The 14,731-nt window shown below is 32.1% G+C and carries 16 protein-coding genes; 5 read left to right on the top strand and 11 right to left on the bottom strand.

Going from position 1 to position 14,731, the window contains the following annotated elements; genetic code table 11:
- Nucleotides 1-94 precede the first annotated feature (94 nt).
- Entirely contained in the window at nt 95-1,396 is a 1,302-nt protein-coding gene (locus LQ679_RS02965; protein WP_239762061.1) for a Na+/H+ antiporter NhaC family protein, read from the bottom strand.
- A gap of 159 nt (nt 1,397-1,555) precedes the next feature.
- Here LQ679_RS02965 and LQ679_RS02960 point away from each other — a divergent pair, with 159 nt between their 5' ends.
- Nucleotides 1,556-2,191 carry a hypothetical protein gene (locus LQ679_RS02960; protein ID WP_239762060.1) on the top strand — a complete coding sequence of 212 codons (636 nt, stop codon included), beginning with the start codon at nt 1,556-1,558 and terminating at the stop codon, nt 2,189-2,191.
- A 55-nt stretch (nt 2,192-2,246) separates the two neighbouring features.
- On the opposite strand, the gene LQ679_RS02955 is transcribed toward LQ679_RS02960, so the two are convergent.
- Genes LQ679_RS02955 through LQ679_RS02945 form a run of 3 tightly spaced genes read right to left on the bottom strand, consistent with a single transcriptional unit; the run spans nt 2,247 to nt 4,849 of the window.
- Complete coding sequence (locus tag LQ679_RS02955) at nt 2,247-3,086, bottom strand: helix-turn-helix domain-containing protein (protein ID WP_037589104.1); 840 nt, start codon at nt 3,084-3,086, stop codon at nt 2,247-2,249.
- A gap of 22 nt (nt 3,087-3,108) precedes the next feature.
- Nucleotides 3,109-3,249: a hypothetical protein gene (locus LQ679_RS02950; protein WP_159315477.1), complete on the bottom strand. Its 141-nt coding sequence runs from the start codon at nt 3,247-3,249 to the stop codon at nt 3,109-3,111.
- Nucleotides 3,250-3,301: 52 nt separating this feature from the next.
- Nucleotides 3,302-4,849 (bottom strand): M4 family metallopeptidase, encoded by a 1,548-nt coding sequence (locus tag LQ679_RS02945; protein ID WP_481817223.1) that lies wholly within the window; start codon nt 4,847-4,849, stop codon nt 3,302-3,304.
- Between the two features lie 206 nt (nt 4,850-5,055).
- Here LQ679_RS02945 and iadA point away from each other — a divergent pair, with 206 nt between their 5' ends.
- Complete coding sequence (gene iadA / locus LQ679_RS02940; protein WP_239762059.1) at nt 5,056-6,201, top strand: beta-aspartyl-peptidase; 1,146 nt, start codon at nt 5,056-5,058, stop codon at nt 6,199-6,201.
- Between the two features lie 53 nt (nt 6,202-6,254).
- Here the strand turns inward: iadA and LQ679_RS02935 are convergent, their stop codons facing one another.
- The gene (locus tag LQ679_RS02935) at nt 6,255-6,626 is read right to left on the bottom strand and encodes a winged helix-turn-helix transcriptional regulator (RefSeq protein ID WP_025906885.1); all 372 of its coding nucleotides are present in this window, start codon (nt 6,624-6,626) and stop codon (nt 6,255-6,257) included.
- Nucleotides 6,627-6,745: 119 nt separating this feature from the next.
- Between LQ679_RS02935 and LQ679_RS02930 the strand changes: the two genes are divergently transcribed.
- Nucleotides 6,746-7,936, top strand: coding sequence for an MFS transporter (locus LQ679_RS02930; protein ID WP_239762058.1), 1,191 nt, complete (start codon nt 6,746-6,748; stop codon nt 7,934-7,936).
- A gap of 71 nt (nt 7,937-8,007) precedes the next feature.
- On the opposite strand, the gene LQ679_RS02925 is transcribed toward LQ679_RS02930, so the two are convergent.
- Entirely contained in the window at nt 8,008-8,724 is a 717-nt protein-coding gene (locus LQ679_RS02925; RefSeq protein ID WP_204258910.1) for a tyrosine-protein phosphatase, read from the bottom strand.
- A gap of 186 nt (nt 8,725-8,910) precedes the next feature.
- Here LQ679_RS02925 and LQ679_RS02920 point away from each other — a divergent pair, with 186 nt between their 5' ends.
- Both LQ679_RS02920 and LQ679_RS02915 read left to right on the top strand, forming a co-directional pair.
- Nucleotides 8,911-9,513, top strand: a complete 603-nt coding sequence (locus tag LQ679_RS02920; RefSeq protein WP_037589109.1) for a nitroreductase family protein — start codon at nt 8,911-8,913, stop codon at nt 9,511-9,513.
- An 84-nt stretch (nt 9,514-9,597) separates the two neighbouring features.
- A complete protein-coding gene (locus LQ679_RS02915; RefSeq protein ID WP_025906889.1) occupies nt 9,598-9,780 on the top strand; it encodes a hypothetical protein in 183 nt (60 codons plus the stop codon).
- Nucleotides 9,781-10,354: 574 nt separating this feature from the next.
- Here the strand turns inward: LQ679_RS02915 and LQ679_RS02910 are convergent.
- From LQ679_RS02910 to LQ679_RS02890, 5 genes are all read right to left on the bottom strand, one after another.
- On the bottom strand, nt 10,355-10,921 hold the full coding sequence (locus LQ679_RS02910; protein ID WP_239762057.1) for a GNAT family N-acetyltransferase: 567 nt from the start codon (nt 10,919-10,921) through the stop codon (nt 10,355-10,357).
- A 13-nt stretch (nt 10,922-10,934) separates the two neighbouring features.
- Nucleotides 10,935-11,804, bottom strand: coding sequence for an ROK family protein (locus tag LQ679_RS02905; protein WP_196308353.1), 870 nt, complete (start codon nt 11,802-11,804; stop codon nt 10,935-10,937).
- Between the two features lie 69 nt (nt 11,805-11,873).
- A complete protein-coding gene (gene corA / locus LQ679_RS02900) occupies nt 11,874-12,818 on the bottom strand; it encodes a magnesium/cobalt transporter CorA (RefSeq protein ID WP_037589968.1) in 945 nt (314 codons plus the stop codon).
- An 87-nt stretch (nt 12,819-12,905) separates the two neighbouring features.
- On the bottom strand, nt 12,906-13,748 hold the full coding sequence (gene purU / locus LQ679_RS02895; RefSeq protein WP_037589969.1) for a formyltetrahydrofolate deformylase: 843 nt from the start codon (nt 13,746-13,748) through the stop codon (nt 12,906-12,908).
- A 118-nt stretch (nt 13,749-13,866) separates the two neighbouring features.
- Nucleotides 13,867-14,727, bottom strand: a complete 861-nt coding sequence (locus LQ679_RS02890; RefSeq protein ID WP_204175217.1) for an SDR family NAD(P)-dependent oxidoreductase — start codon at nt 14,725-14,727, stop codon at nt 13,867-13,869.
- Nucleotides 14,728-14,731 lie beyond the last annotated feature (4 nt).

Below are 14,731 nucleotides of genomic sequence, written 5' to 3'. Positions count from 1 at the left end.
TATATTATTTTTATATTATATAATCCATTTTCTATTTTCAAGCAAATATATAAAAACCCTATCCATCGCGTTGATGGATAGGGTTTAATGGCTATTACTCCGCTTCTTTCTTCTTACGTGGATAGCCTATTATAATAGACACGATACCGCATATGCCTAATAAATATGGATAAAATGAATAAGGTAATAGTGATACTGTTGATATTCCTGCGACGCTTGTTGCTGCTAATACTTGTGCGCCATATGGAATAATTCCTTGTACTGTACTTGCAAATATATCTAATATACTTGCTGATTTTCTGCGATCAATTTGATAATCATCTGCTATTTCTTTTGCGAGTGGTCCTGCTGTAATGATTGAAATTGTGTTGTTAGCTGTTGCTAAATTTGTCACGCTTACTAAACTGGCAATTCCAAATTCTGCACCTCGTTTAGATTTCAAGCGTTTCGTTACGGTATTGAGCAACCATTTGATTCCGCCATGGTATTCTATGAGACCAATCATACCACCGATTAATAATGCGATCATAGAAATATCTTGCATGCCGATAAGTCCGTCTGAGATTGCTTTTAAGTTTTCTGATAGTGTAAATGAGCCGTCTAATAATCCTATTAAACTTGCTACGATGACACCAAGTACTAATACCATCAAAACGTTCATTCCACACAATGCACTAATTAATACAAATAAGTATGGAATGACTTTAATGATACTATAGCCACCTTGGCTAGCATCTGTCATACCTGCATCTTTTGTAACAAACCATAGAATAAGCACTGTTAAGATAGCACCTGGTAATACAATTAAGAAATTCATCTTAAATTTATCGCTCATTTTCGTTTGTTGTGTTCTAACTGCTGCGATGGTTGTATCTGAAATCATTGATAAATTATCGCCGAACATTGCACCGCCTACGACAGTTGCTGTTGTTAAAGCAAGTGAGATATCTGTTGCTTCTGAGATACCTACGCCTACTGGTGCTAATGCTGCTACTGTTCCCATTGATGTACCCATAGCTACTGAAATAAATGCACCAACTATGAATAAACCTGCTAATAAAAACTGTCCGGGAATTAAAGATAATCCTAAATTAACAGTTGAACTTACAGCCCCCATACTTTTAGCTGTTTGACTAAATGCACCTGCCATTAAAAAGACAAATACCATTAATAAAATGTTAGGATGAGCTGCGCCTTTTGTAAATATATCTAATTTTTTAGCTAAAGGCGTCTTTGGATACATGGCACATGCAAAGACTGCTGCAATCAGAATCGCTACATTTAAAGGTAAGTAATTAAAATCTTTCATGATTAATCCAGTACCTATAAACAGCGTTACAAATACGATTAACGGTAATAAAGCTATAAATGATCCTTTATGATTAATTTGATTCATTATTTTCTCCTCTTATATATCTTGAATACTTTAAAAGGGTACAGTACATATTGTTTCTCGTCAAATATTAATTTTTAATTTTACCATTTGATGATTAAATCATCAAAATCAGGTAATATAACTATCATAAGATTAAAGCAAATGTTAAGGGGTTCAATTATGATTATTAGTAATACAATTAATGATTTTTTTAATAACTTTCATTTAAATGAACAGTCGAGGCTTTCATATTTTACAAAGTATCATACAGAGTTTCAGCATGCAGGTTATGATGAACATGTACAATGTCAAAATATCCATCCAACGCTTCTAAAATTAGAACAAGACCTTCCCTTAATTTTAAAAATAAATTCAACATTGGTTCATATTATCTTTGAAGTAAGGCTGAAATTTCTAAAGCAATATCAAACATATTTAAGGCCAGATATTTATTTTCTTGTTGGGACATATAAAGAAGATGCTTCAATTCAATTAGAAGATAACGCACATTTATATTTATTTATAGAATCTCTATGTCATAAATATGATTTATTATACGATGTGATAGCGTATTATTTTGCGAAGTTATACATATATGAAATCATTAAAGAATACTACCCCGAAAAGGTTACGACGACTATTTTGAACAATAAACATGTCATATTAGAAGAAGCGATTGTCTTACATATATTAAAGACGATCAATTATACATATCCTTATAAAGACAGACATGACTTTAAAGACATTCAACAATTAGCTTCTAAACTTGAATCTGAATTAACGACAGAGACCATACTTCAAGTCATTCAAAAATAAAAAATACTTTCATATCCCATTCGTTTAAAAGAATTGGTTATGAAAGTATTTTTGTTTATAAAGTTTTCATTAAATCTCTAATTAATATTGTGATGTTATGTTTTTTAGATTGTTCACTTAAGAAAAGTGCAATGTCTAATTGTTTCTTATCTGTATCATTTAGAATACCCATCTCTAATCGTGATTGCACAATATTATAAACTAATTCGCTATATAACATATATCTATTCGATTTAATCGTAATATCTAATGCAGATTGTGCATAAGCTAAACATCTGTCATAAGCTTTTTCATTCGAGTAGATATTAGATAATGTATATAACAATTTGATTTGATAATTATCGTCTACATTATAGCGTTTAGCAATTTCTAAACCTTGTTCTAGTGATGACTTTGCTTTTTCATTTTCATTCTGTCTATAGTAGTAAATTGCGCGCGTATTACAGATAGAAACTTGTAATTTCTCATACATATTATGATCCATTAAACGATAAGCTTCTTCTATTAGTTGTAGAGATTGTTCAACATCATCATGCTTATAAAAAGTAATAATCGATCTTACCCACTTCGAAGCAGCAATTTCATCTGTTGAACTATTAGATAAATAATTGCCATCTATAATAGGTATTAGAGCATCATAATCACGCTCTTCTAACAATCTTTCTATTACTTTTAACTTCTGTTCTAATTGTGTATCTAACTCATCGCCAATGTATAAATAGTCCATACTACAATTTAATCTTCTTGAAATGTTAAATAGTAGTTGAGATCCCGGTTGTAATTCATTCTTTTCTATTTTTGAAATTTGACTTTGAGTCGCAATACCTTGCGCTAAATTCTGTTGAGATAGCTTTAAATCTATTCTCCTTTGTTTGACACGTTCTCCTAATTTCATATATAACGCTCCCCGTATTCAGTTATCGAATTAACATGTTTGAATAACCCACGCTATGCATATCATCTGGTATCGGTGTTGCTGTGCATATTTGTCCCGTCAAATATACACGACCTTGATTCATAAGCATTTTACGATGTATCATATGTTTCGGATTCTGCATGTTAATGTCCTCCTCTTTATTTTAAGTCTCAATGTGTGAAAATACAATTATTTTATCCAGTTACGCCTACTGAATTCCAAGCATTGACCACTTGTTGTACTTCTGTTGAGTTTGCACCATATAAATCAGATGCTGCTTGTTTTAACGCAAATTTAGCATCTAAGAATGAAGAGTTTGAACTTAAGTATTGTGTTAAAGCTCTATAATAGATGTCTTCTGATTTTTCTTTTCCAATTTTAGTAATTGTTAAATAAGCTGCTTTATTCGGTATACCACTATTAATATGCACGCCACCATAGTCACCTTGTTCAGTATTTGGCAAGTTCTGATAATTATTCATATGTGCAGGTTGATTATATTGTTCTGGATTAGAAAGACTTCTTAATCCATCACCTGGTTTACCTGGTGTGTATGCATCTTCTCCCATTAACCAGTCTTCAGGGTCAACGAAGTAACCAAACACATCTGACATTGATTCATTTAAAGCACCTGGTTGATTCTCATATACAAGATTTGCACTATGTTCTGTAACAGCATGTGTTAATTCATGTGCAACAACATCATCTGCAGCTGATAATGATGTAAATGTTCTACCATCTCCATCTCCATACACCATGTATTGGCCATTCCAAAAGGCATTATTATAATTTCTATCAAAATGAACAATAGAATTAATTTCTGCACCGTTTCCATCATAACTATCTCTATTGTGTGTGTTTAAATAGTAATCATATGTTTTAGCAGCATTAAAATGGGCATCCACTCCTGCAGCTTGATTTTTACTATTAAAGTTTGTATCCGTATCTGTCATAAGTGAAAAGCTAGACGTACCATTCTTTGCATCATAAGTATGGATTGTTCCAGAATGTGTTTCATCTTGTAAACCATAACCATTGCTTATTTTTGTTAAATTGAGTGGCTTTTTAGTATCCCCATTAACACCTACACCACTTCCGGCAATATGTTCAATTTTATTTTTCTTACTTACAACTTCACCAGTCTCAGCATCAATTTTAATTTCCCAACGTGCTGGTTTAGGATCTAAATAAATAATTTCAACATTATAGACTAATTTTTTCTTTTCAGCATTGATCACTAGTTCATCTTTGTTAACGACTTTTTGTCCTTTAATATTTTTCACTTCATTTTGACTTACGCCGATACTTTCAAAAGCTTTATTAACCGCTTCATCTTTAGATAAACTTTGTTTATTTGTATATGTAACTTTTTCTGTATTGACATCCCCATTGACGAGCTCTAATTCTTGATTATCATTGGTATGTATCTTGACTTCTTTATCTTCGACAACGTAGTTATCTACTTTAGGTTTTAAAGTATAATGCGTATATCCTAAGTTATCTTTAAATTCATTTGCTACTTCAAATTGTTTGTAACTTTTCTTAATATTTGGATTGCTTGGTAACTGACTCAAAATCTCTTGCGCTTCAGCTTTTGTGTTTATTTCTTGTTTAGGAATTGATTTTAATTCCTTTTGATCTAAAGGACTACTTTCTTTCGCACTAGCCACATTTGATAATCCTAAAGTCAAAGCCATAACTGAAGTAAAACCTACTGATAAAATTTTTTTCGATCGATACATTTAATCCACCCCTATATATTTTTAGAATAAGTACAATTTAATTATATATAACATGAAGTATAAAGTCATTATAAAAAGTGTAATTTTATATTACATTTATATTACATATAGAATATCCACATATATTAATTTGATTTGCTACATTTTGATTTAACGACATACTTACACTAAAATATATATAATGAAAGCTTTAAAGGAGGATGCTGATGTTTACAATTATTAAAAATGGTGATGTATATTCACCGAACTATAAGGGTCAGCAATCGATACTTATTCAAGGGCGATCTATTATTAAAATCGGAGATATAGATATTGAATTAATAAAGCAACTGGATCCAAACTTAAAGATCATCGATGCTACAGGATATACGGTTATGCCTGGGATTATAGACCCACATATTCATTTGCTTGGAGGTGGCGGAGAAGCGAGTTATGTGACGCGAACGCCAGAAGTTCAATTAACAAATTTAATATCAAATGGTATTACAAGCGTAGTTGGCTTAATAGGTACAGATGGTATTTCTAGAACACTAACGAGTTTATATGCAAAGGCTCAAGCATTAGAAGCTGAAGGTGTCTCTACATATATGTACACAGGTAATTATCACTTGCCCGTTACTACAATTACAAACTCCATCAAAGAAGATTTGTTTTTAATTGATAAAGTGATTGGCACTGGTGAGATTGCTATAAATGATTTCAGATCATCTATTCCAACAATTGAAGAACTTGCAAGAATTGTGGCTGACACAACAGTAGGCGGAATGCTAAGTGGAAAAGCTGGTGTAACACATTTTCATATAGGTACAGGCAAACATAAACTGAAACAAATTCATGACCTAATCGATCATTTTGATGTTAAACCGAACAAACTATATGTGACACATTTTGATAAAGGGATAGATTTGTTAGAAGAAGGTATTTCATTAAGTCATAAAGGTGTGTATGTTGACTTAACAGCAAGTTCAAATACTGTAGAATACGTCAATTATTACCGAGCACATGGAGGAGACATCTCGAAGTTGACGGTTTCTTCAGATGGACATGGCAGTTTACCTAAATTCGATAAACACAATCAACTTGTAGGTTATGATGTTGCAAAATGCAGCACGCTAACAGACCAATTATTTAATTTATTGGTACAAGACTCGAACTGGGAAGAAGTAATTGCTTTATTTACTTCTAATGTCGCAAACGTATTAACACTACATCATAAAGGTCATATCGAAGAACACTATGATGCAGATATATTAATAATTAATCCGAAAAAGAAACAAATAAAAGATGTATTTGCAAAAGGACAACATATGCTTTCAGATTATCAAATGATTAGAAAAGGTATGTTTGAATAAAATACAAAACAAGCAGGGACAAAAATTTGTCCCTGCTTATTTACACTTCCTATTTAAATTCCATCTATAAATTCTACGGAATCAAGCTCTATTTGCTCCCCATCTTCTTTACGTTTTTTAATATGGAATTCTCCCCATTTACATAAGTGCTCTAGTAATTCATTTAGTGTACTACCATATTCTGATATCTCGTATTCAACTTTTGGTGGTACTTGTTGATATACAATTCGATTAATAATGCCATCTTTTTCTAATTCTCTTAATTGTTGCGTTAACATTTTTTGTGTAATATGCGGAATAGCTTTTTTAAGTTCAGATGTTCGCATTGTTCCATGCTTTAAATGACACAGTATCACTGGCTTCCATTTACCGCCAATGACATCTATTGTTGCTTCTACACCAATATTATATTCCGTAACTTCCATCATGATTCCTCCCTAAGGCACTTTTTAGTACCTATATGACTTTAAAGTGCGTACTTCCTATTTGTCTTATTACGTTTTAAAATATCACATATCTTATAACAAAGGAAGGAATATAAAAATTGAAAAACAAATTTTCGAATCAACTCGCACTTATATCACTTGCTATCTCAGCTTTTGCTATTGGTTCTACTGAATTTATTAGCGTAGGATTACTCCCATTAATTAAAGATGCCTTTGATGTGACAATCCCATTAGCAGGACTTACTGTATCTTTATATGCTATTGGTGTTACAGTTGGCGCACCTATCTTAACGCCTTTAACAAACAATATGAAAAGAAAGAATGTTTTAATACTCATTATGGTTGTGTTTATTATTGCTAATGTATTTGCAGGACTTGCAACATCATTTAGTTTATTACTCGCTATGAGAGTGCTTAGTGCTTTCTCACATGGTGTATTCATGTCTATTGCAACAACCATTGCAGCTGACTTAGTCCCTGCGCATAAACGCTCAAGTGCCATCGCCATGATGTTTACAGGTTTAACAGTTGCAACGATTACAGGTGTCCCATTTGGTACTTGGGTCGGTCAAAACTTCGGTTACGAAATGTCATTCTATACGATTGCTTTGATAGGACTCATTAGTTTAATCGCAAATATATCATTCGTTCCAAAAAATTTAACAGAATATGAGCAAGCACCTATTATTAAACAACTTGCTATCTTTAAAAACAAACCGCTTATGTCTATTTATTTAATTACAGCGCTTGGCTATGGTGGTACATTTGTTGTTTACACTTATATGACTGAAATTTTAACGAATATATTAGGTTATGACTCAAATAGTATTGTCATTATTTTAATATTGTATGGTGTGATGGTTGCGATTGGTAATACATTAGGTGGAAAATTAACGAACCATGCGCCAACGAAATCATTAACGATTATTTTTCTTTTACAAGCATTAACGTTATTACTTGTTGGATTTACGATACATTTTCATGTAGTTGGCCTTATCAGTATATTATTAATGGGACTATTCGCATTTATGAATGTTCCCGGGTTACAACTTATTGTCGTACTTTTTGCTGGACGTAATAGTAAAGAAACTGTCAATTTCGCTTCAAGTTTAAACATCTCTGCATTTAACATAGGTATTACACTTGGTTCTGTTATCGGTGGATTTATATTAAACCACTTAACACTATCTAGCACGCCTTATTTCGCATTTATCATGGTGCTTGTAGCAAGTATTTTAATGTTTGTCGTTAACAAGCATGAAACAGCTGAACCTTTACAAACAACTTAATAATAATAAAAAAGCGAGAAATGTATGAGATATCAACGGGTACCTCATGCGTTTCTCGCTTTTTAAATACTTCAAATTTCTTCATTTTTTAATATTTTTCGTGCGTTCTCTTTCAATCGTGTGACAGTCTCAATACCTTTCGTACGTTCTAAAAATTCATATGCTTCTTTAATATGAAAGTTTCTATTGGATGTATTATGAGCATCACTTCCAAGAATATGAATAGCATCTTGTTCTAATAAATAATCAGCTACTCTTTTAGCATCTTCGCCATATTTATTCACTAAAGAGCCTGCTGTAACTTGACATAATGCGCCTCTATCAATTAAATTAAATAAAATTTGTGGATCATCTTGAATCGGAATGATACGTTCTGGATGAGCTAATATTGGACGGTATCCAGCATTAAATAACTTTTCAAATGTTTGTTCAGCAAATTCTGGTATCGAGAAAAATGGAAACTCAATTAACACATATCTTGAACCTTCAGTAATAGGTAACAATTCACCGGATTCTAATCCTTCAAGTTCCTCACCAAACATATGAATTTCTTGGCTAGGATAAACTTTAATATCAATATGATGATCATTTAATAGAGATTGTACTTCTTCAGTTCTACTTTTAACGATATCGGCATTATTTCTAAACCGATGTTTTATATAATGAGGTGTTGCAACTATATCTGTTATACCAATTTTCTCAGCTTCTCTTGCAAGTTCAAGCATACTTTCCTCATCTAATGGACCATCATCTAATCCATATAATAAATGATTATGAATATCTATCATGTGCACCTCTCCTTTTATTACGCAACTATAATCATACAACTTTATTCCCTTATTACTTATATTGTAACAAATAACTGTTTGTAACCAGTATTAAAATGACTGATTTTTGCAAATAAGCAGAAAAGTTGTTTTTAAAACTATTTTATATGAACATAAAAATATCGACATATAAGGAGTGGGAAAAACATGGAATTAGCAAAAGCATTAGAAAAAAGACGCTCTGTTAAATCTTATGAGCCATACGATTTAGATAGAGAAACAATTTATAATTTATTAGATCAAGCTGCATTATCACCTTCAGCTTGGAACTTACAACAATGGAAAGTAATTGTTGTTGATACAGATGAAGCAAAAGAAAAATTATATAACGCAGCTAATAAACAAATTAAAATAAAAGAATCTAGCGCGACATTTATCATTTTAGGTGACTTAAATGCACATGAAACAATTGGTGATATCGCAGATGATTGGATAGACCATAAACATATACCAGCTGATAAAAAATCAGGATTAATACAAAGTGTCCACCAATTCTTTGAAAGTGATACAAACAGAAGAGACGAAGCAATACGTGGCGCTTCATTATTTGCGATGAGTTTAATGTTAGTCAGTGAAGACGCAGGTCTCGCAACTTGCCCAATGATAGGCTTTGACAAACAAGCAGTAATTGATGCATTTAATATTGAAGATAACTTAGTACCAGCAATGCTTATCTCAATTGGTAAAGGTGAAATGAATAATGATAGAGCCTCACGCATACCAGCATCAGCATTTGCGAAATTCGAATAAAGAATGTTCTAAATTTGTAAAAAACTCACCTCATTCATGCATAAAAAAGTATTATAATGAAAGTAACAAAGTGAGGTGTTTAAGATGAACAAACGTTATCAAAAGGTTCTAGTACTTTACTTAATTTCAACGTTCGTGCCATATGCATTATTCAGTAGAAAAAATGATAGCACATTAACTAAAACTTGGTTACCAAGTTCATTAGTAGGATACGGTATCTTTGCATATGGACTCAAAGTTTTAACAAAAATGAAAAAAGCAGCTTAACCATAAGCTGCTTTCCGATTAGGAGCAATATGAGCAAACTGAACTTATGTAAGTTCAGTTTGTTTTTTGTTTGGGGGGTGGATGGTGGGAAAGTCTTGGCTTTATTCGGTACTTAAGCCATGACTTAGACGATCTCTTGGCTTTATTCGGGACTTAAGCCATGACTTGGGCGATCTCTTGGCTTTACTCGGTACTTAAGCCATGACTTGGGCGATCTCTTGGCTTTATTCTGTACTTAAGCCATGACTTGGACGATCTCTTGGCTTTATTCAGTACTTAAGCCATGACTTGGACGATCTCTTGGCTTTACTCTGTACTTAAGCCATGACTTGGGCGATCTCTTGGCTTTATTCATCACTTAAGCCATGACTTGGTCGATCTCTTGGCTTTATTCAACACTTAAGCCATGACTTACACGATTTCTTGGCTTTACTCATCACTTAAGCCATGACTTGGTCGATCTCTTGGCTTTATTCAGTACTTAAGCCAAGACTTACTCGATCTCTTGGCTTTATTCATCACTTAAGCCAAGACCCAATACTCAAACTTACACCACCCACACCATTACACACTACTACTTCTCACTTTTTACCATTTCTGCATATTCTGTGTCGGTTATGGCATAAATGACATCGTCTACTACTTTTTCTTTATGGATTCTGTTTTTAGGCATGACCCCTATTTTCTTCATACCAAGTCTTTTCATCACTTCGCCTGATTTCGGATTAATTGTACTGTGCATTGCTTTTACTTGATTAAGCCCTAATGTTTCAAATGAAAGTGATAGCAATGCTAATCCCGCTTCTGTCATATAGCCATTACCTGTATATTTTAAGTTAAGGGCATAACCGAGTTCTCCGCGTTTATGTTCTTGCTCAACTCTTAAATCAATTGTACCTATTAATTTATCTTCGGATTTTAATTCGATTCCATACTTTCCTAATGGCGCTCTCATATAATATCCTGCAATTGTACTTTTAGTTTCTTCTTTAGATAAGTGTGTTGGAAACACATGTGTTGTATTTTCAACATCAGATGCATATTCGAATAATGATTCAACATCATTTAAATTAATAGGTCTTAAAATAAGTCTTTCTGTTTCCAATATTTGATTTTTTGCTAATTCTACTAATACATCCATACTTAACACCTACTTATGATTGATATTCGTTCAACGCTAATGCTAGACAACCGATTATACCTTGGTCATCATTTAAACTTGGTGTAACAATATATTCTTCTACTGGTGGAACTGCAATATAGTTGTTATTTAATCGTTCAAATTGCTCATGCACTTTTTTTAATAAATGTGTTTGATGCATCACACCACCGCCAAAAATGATTTTTTCAGGAGACAACATAAGTGCTGTATTAAGTGCTGCTTGTGCAATATAATAAGCAACGATATCCCAGTCTTGAGCATTTTCATGAATTTCTTTTGCAGAAATACCTGCTCTTTTTTCGATTGCTGGACCTGAAGCTAAACCTTCTAAGCAATTACCGTGGTACGGACAATTACCTTCAAAGTCTTGATCATCTTTATGAATTTTAATAGACATATGTCCCATTTCAGGATGACTTAATCCTTGTACAATTTTCCCTTTAACGATCGCACCGCCACCGATACCAGTACCTACTGTATAGTAAACCGCTGAGTCAATATTTTTTGCGATTCCTTTTTTATACTCACCGTATAAAGAGGCATTTACATCTGTTGTAAATGCTACAGGTACGTCGAAATGTTCTTGAACTGCTCCTATAAAATCAAAATTTTGCCACGCAATTTTTGGTGTCGAAGTGATATATCCATATGTATCAGAATCTTTATTGATATCTATCGGTCCAAATGATCCTATACCTATACTACTAATTTGATATTGTTTAAAAAATTCTATAACTTTAGGTAATGTTTCTGACGGCTCAGTTGTTGGTATAGAGATGCGTTCAATTACATTTAAATCTTCATCACCAACTGCACATACAAATTTCGTTCCACCCGCTTCAATCGCACCTAGAAGTTTCACTTATATCACACTCTTTCCCATTTTATTTATTTTCACAAATCATACTCTAAATCATAACGCATACGTTCATTAGAACCATCTCTTCTTCTTGAAGACGATTAACATAATAATTGCTATAACGGCCATAATAACAAGAACAATATAATACCCATCATGCCATTCGAGTTCTGGCATATTCGTAAAGTTCATCCCGTAAATACCTGCAATTAAAGTTAAAGGCATAAACACAACAGAATAAATGGTTAATATTTTCATTATATTGTTCATCTTGAATGAGTTCAAAGAAATATAATTATCTCGTATATCACTCGTCATTTCTCGTGACGAATCTACCATTTCCATTTGTTTCATAAGGTGGTCATTAATATGCGTAATAAACAGAAATTGTTGTTCATTAAGATGCAACACTTTACCCTCACGCATTCTATATACTAAATCCTTCATCGGTTGAACAGTTCTTTTAATAATCAGCAATTCTTCTCTTAAATCAAATGTATCATCGATTAACGTCTTTGTTGTAATATCTAAATTATGACGATCTTCGAAATTAAATACTTTGTCTTCAATATCATAAATAAACGGAAAATAGTTATCTACTATATCATCTAGAATATGTAATAGTATATCTTTAGGTTCATTTATTTCGATCGTTTCATTAAATAACTTTCTTTTGATTGTATCGATTTCTTCATAACGTTCTCTATGGAATGTCACGATAAAATCTTCACCAATAAAGATATCCACTTCTTCAGATTCTAAAGTCTTTAGATCTAATGCATGGAATACAATAAATTGATAATCATCATATTGTTTAAACTTCGGTCTTTGTTGAACTTGCGTTGCGTCTTCTACTGATAAAGGATGAAAATTAAAATAATCAACTAATATTTCTGATTCTTCTTTAGTTGGTTCATTTAAATCCACCCATATCCATTTTTTCTCTTCTGAAATATCTTTAGGTGAATTAGTTTCTTTTATTTCATCTTTTAAATTGACATAATAAGTTTTAATCATCTTTTTCACACCATTTTTCGCTTTACTTTATTTCATATTATACAACTAAAAAAGCAGTGAGCAAATATACTCACTACTAAAAATAAATTATGAAAATACTACTGTCTTATTACCATTAACGATGACTTTATGTTCACAATGCCATTGCACCGCTCTCGCTAATACTTGAGATTCAACATGCCTACCTGTATGTTTCATATCTTGTGCAGTATATCTATGATTAACTCTTACAACATCCTGCTCAATAATTGGTCCTGCATCTAAATCTTCAGTCACATAATGACTCGTCGCCCCAATTAATTTAACACCTCTTGTATAGGCTTGTTTATAAGGGTTCGCACCAATAAATGACGGTAAGAATGAATGGTGAATGTTAATAATTTTCAAGTGATGTCTTTCAACAAATACTGGTGATAATATTTGCATGTATTTCGCAAGTACAAGTAAATCAACATTGTAGCTTTCACAAATGCTTGTAATTTCATCTTCACTTTCACGCTTTGTTTCTTTTGTTACGCTAACATGATGAAAAGGAATGCCCATATCCTCAACAAATTTGCGATTATTCTCGTGATTACTAATGACACAACTGATTTCAATCGGAAATTCTTGTCTATTCGCACGTAACATAATTTCACTTAACGCATGGTCTTCTTTAGACACAAGTAACGCTGTTTTCACTTTTTCTTCAGCATCAAAGATTTGAAAATTAATCTTTCTATTTGTCAGTTCATTCTCTAAAAGTGATTTAACTTCATCGTTTTTATCAAATTCTATACGTAAATATAAATGATTTTCTTCTTCTTGAATGTCTGTATAGTGATCTAAATGAAATATATTTGAATTTGTATCTTTTATAATAGTGGATATTAATGATGTAATGCCAATTTCATCTTTACAATCAGCCAATAAAATATAATGCTTACTCATGTGCCTCATCCTTTGATTAATTTTGGAAATATTCTTACAATATCAACTATTATAAAATTTAATTTAAAAGAAAACAATAAATTACATCATCAGTTTCAAATGTAAACGTATTCATTTATTATTTTTCCCAATACATGAATTGGTCTAGTTGTAATGATGCTAACGTCTCACGAATTAATCTTTTGCGATCATAGTAATTAAGACCATGTGATTTGAGTTTTGTAATCTTTCCTTCTTGAACATATTCACCTTTATACAAATTTTTATTCTTCGATACTTTAATCGTCGACTTAGCGCCTTCTTTAGGAGATATAAATAATGGATCAAATATTTTATAAACTAAGTTCCCAAATTTTTGATTATATTTTGTTTTTCCTAAATTAGTTGAAACAGCACCTGGATGTACTGCCGTAACATGTAAGCCATCTTTTGAAAATTTCTCATGTAATTCTTGCATAAAATATAAAGTCGCAAGCTTAGATCTTCCATAAGACTTAATCGGATTAAACCTTAATGGATACTTAAAGTTTCGTCTTCCAAGATGTGCAAATAAATACGCACCAGATGAAACGATAATAATTTGTTTGTCATGACTATTCATAATTGAACCAAATAAAATATGCGTTAACATAAAGTGTCCTAAATAGTTCGTACCAAACATTAATTCGTAACCATCTACAGTTTTTTGTCTTGTTAATGACATGACGCCTGCATTATTGATAAGACAGTCGACATAAGGATATCGTTCTAAAACAAGTGTCGCAGCTTTCATAACATTTGCTAAATCTGATAAATTACACTTAATAACATCTACTGTAATATGTTGATGTTCCGCTTCTAAAAGCTTTTTTAAGTCATTACCTTTTTCAACATTTCTACATAACAAAATAATAATGTCATAATCGTGTGCTAATTCAATAACGGTTGATTTTCCTATTCCTGAAGTTGGTCCAGTAATTGCTAGAATTCTATTCGACATTGTT

This window comes from Mammaliicoccus sp. I-M35 (assembly GCF_022386455.1).
GTDB lineage: Bacteria > Bacillota > Bacilli > Staphylococcales > Staphylococcaceae > Mammaliicoccus > Mammaliicoccus sciuri_A.
This window is presented reverse-complemented; position numbering and strand designations above follow the sequence as displayed.

Excerpts from the sequence above, each read along its gene's own strand:
- LQ679_RS02910 (WP_239762057.1), bottom strand. The coding sequence starts at position 10,921 with ATGGATGTATTAGTAGAATTAGCAAAAAATCAAATATTGGAAACAGAA.
- iadA (WP_239762059.1), top strand. The coding sequence starts at position 5,056 with ATGTTTACAATTATTAAAAATGGTGATGTATATTCACCGAACTATAAG.
- LQ679_RS02890 (WP_204175217.1), bottom strand. The coding sequence starts at position 14,727 with ATGTCGAATAGAATTCTAGCAATTACTGGACCAACTTCAGGAATAGGA.
- LQ679_RS02935 (WP_025906885.1), bottom strand. The coding sequence starts at position 6,626 with ATGGAAGTTACGGAATATAATATTGGTGTAGAAGCAACAATAGATGTC.
- LQ679_RS02965 (WP_239762061.1), bottom strand. The coding sequence starts at position 1,396 with ATGAATCAAATTAATCATAAAGGATCATTTATAGCTTTATTACCGTTA.
- LQ679_RS02920 (WP_037589109.1), top strand. The coding sequence starts at position 8,911 with ATGGAATTAGCAAAAGCATTAGAAAAAAGACGCTCTGTTAAATCTTAT.
- LQ679_RS02960 (WP_239762060.1), top strand. The coding sequence starts at position 1,556 with ATGATTATTAGTAATACAATTAATGATTTTTTTAATAACTTTCATTTA.
- LQ679_RS02955 (WP_037589104.1), bottom strand. The coding sequence starts at position 3,086 with ATGAAATTAGGAGAACGTGTCAAACAAAGGAGAATAGATTTAAAGCTA.
- LQ679_RS02945 (WP_481817223.1), bottom strand. The coding sequence starts at position 4,849 with ATGTATCGATCGAAAAAAATTTTATCAGTAGGTTTTACTTCAGTTATG.
- LQ679_RS02925 (WP_204258910.1), bottom strand. The coding sequence starts at position 8,724 with ATGATAGATATTCATAATCATTTATTATATGGATTAGATGATGGTCCA.
- corA (WP_037589968.1), bottom strand. The coding sequence starts at position 12,818 with ATGATTAAAACTTATTATGTCAATTTAAAAGATGAAATAAAAGAAACT.
- purU (WP_037589969.1), bottom strand. The coding sequence starts at position 13,748 with ATGAGTAAGCATTATATTTTATTGGCTGATTGTAAAGATGAAATTGGC.
- LQ679_RS02915 (WP_025906889.1), top strand. The coding sequence starts at position 9,598 with ATGAACAAACGTTATCAAAAGGTTCTAGTACTTTACTTAATTTCAACG.
- LQ679_RS02950 (WP_159315477.1), bottom strand. The coding sequence starts at position 3,249 with ATGCAGAATCCGAAACATATGATACATCGTAAAATGCTTATGAATCAA.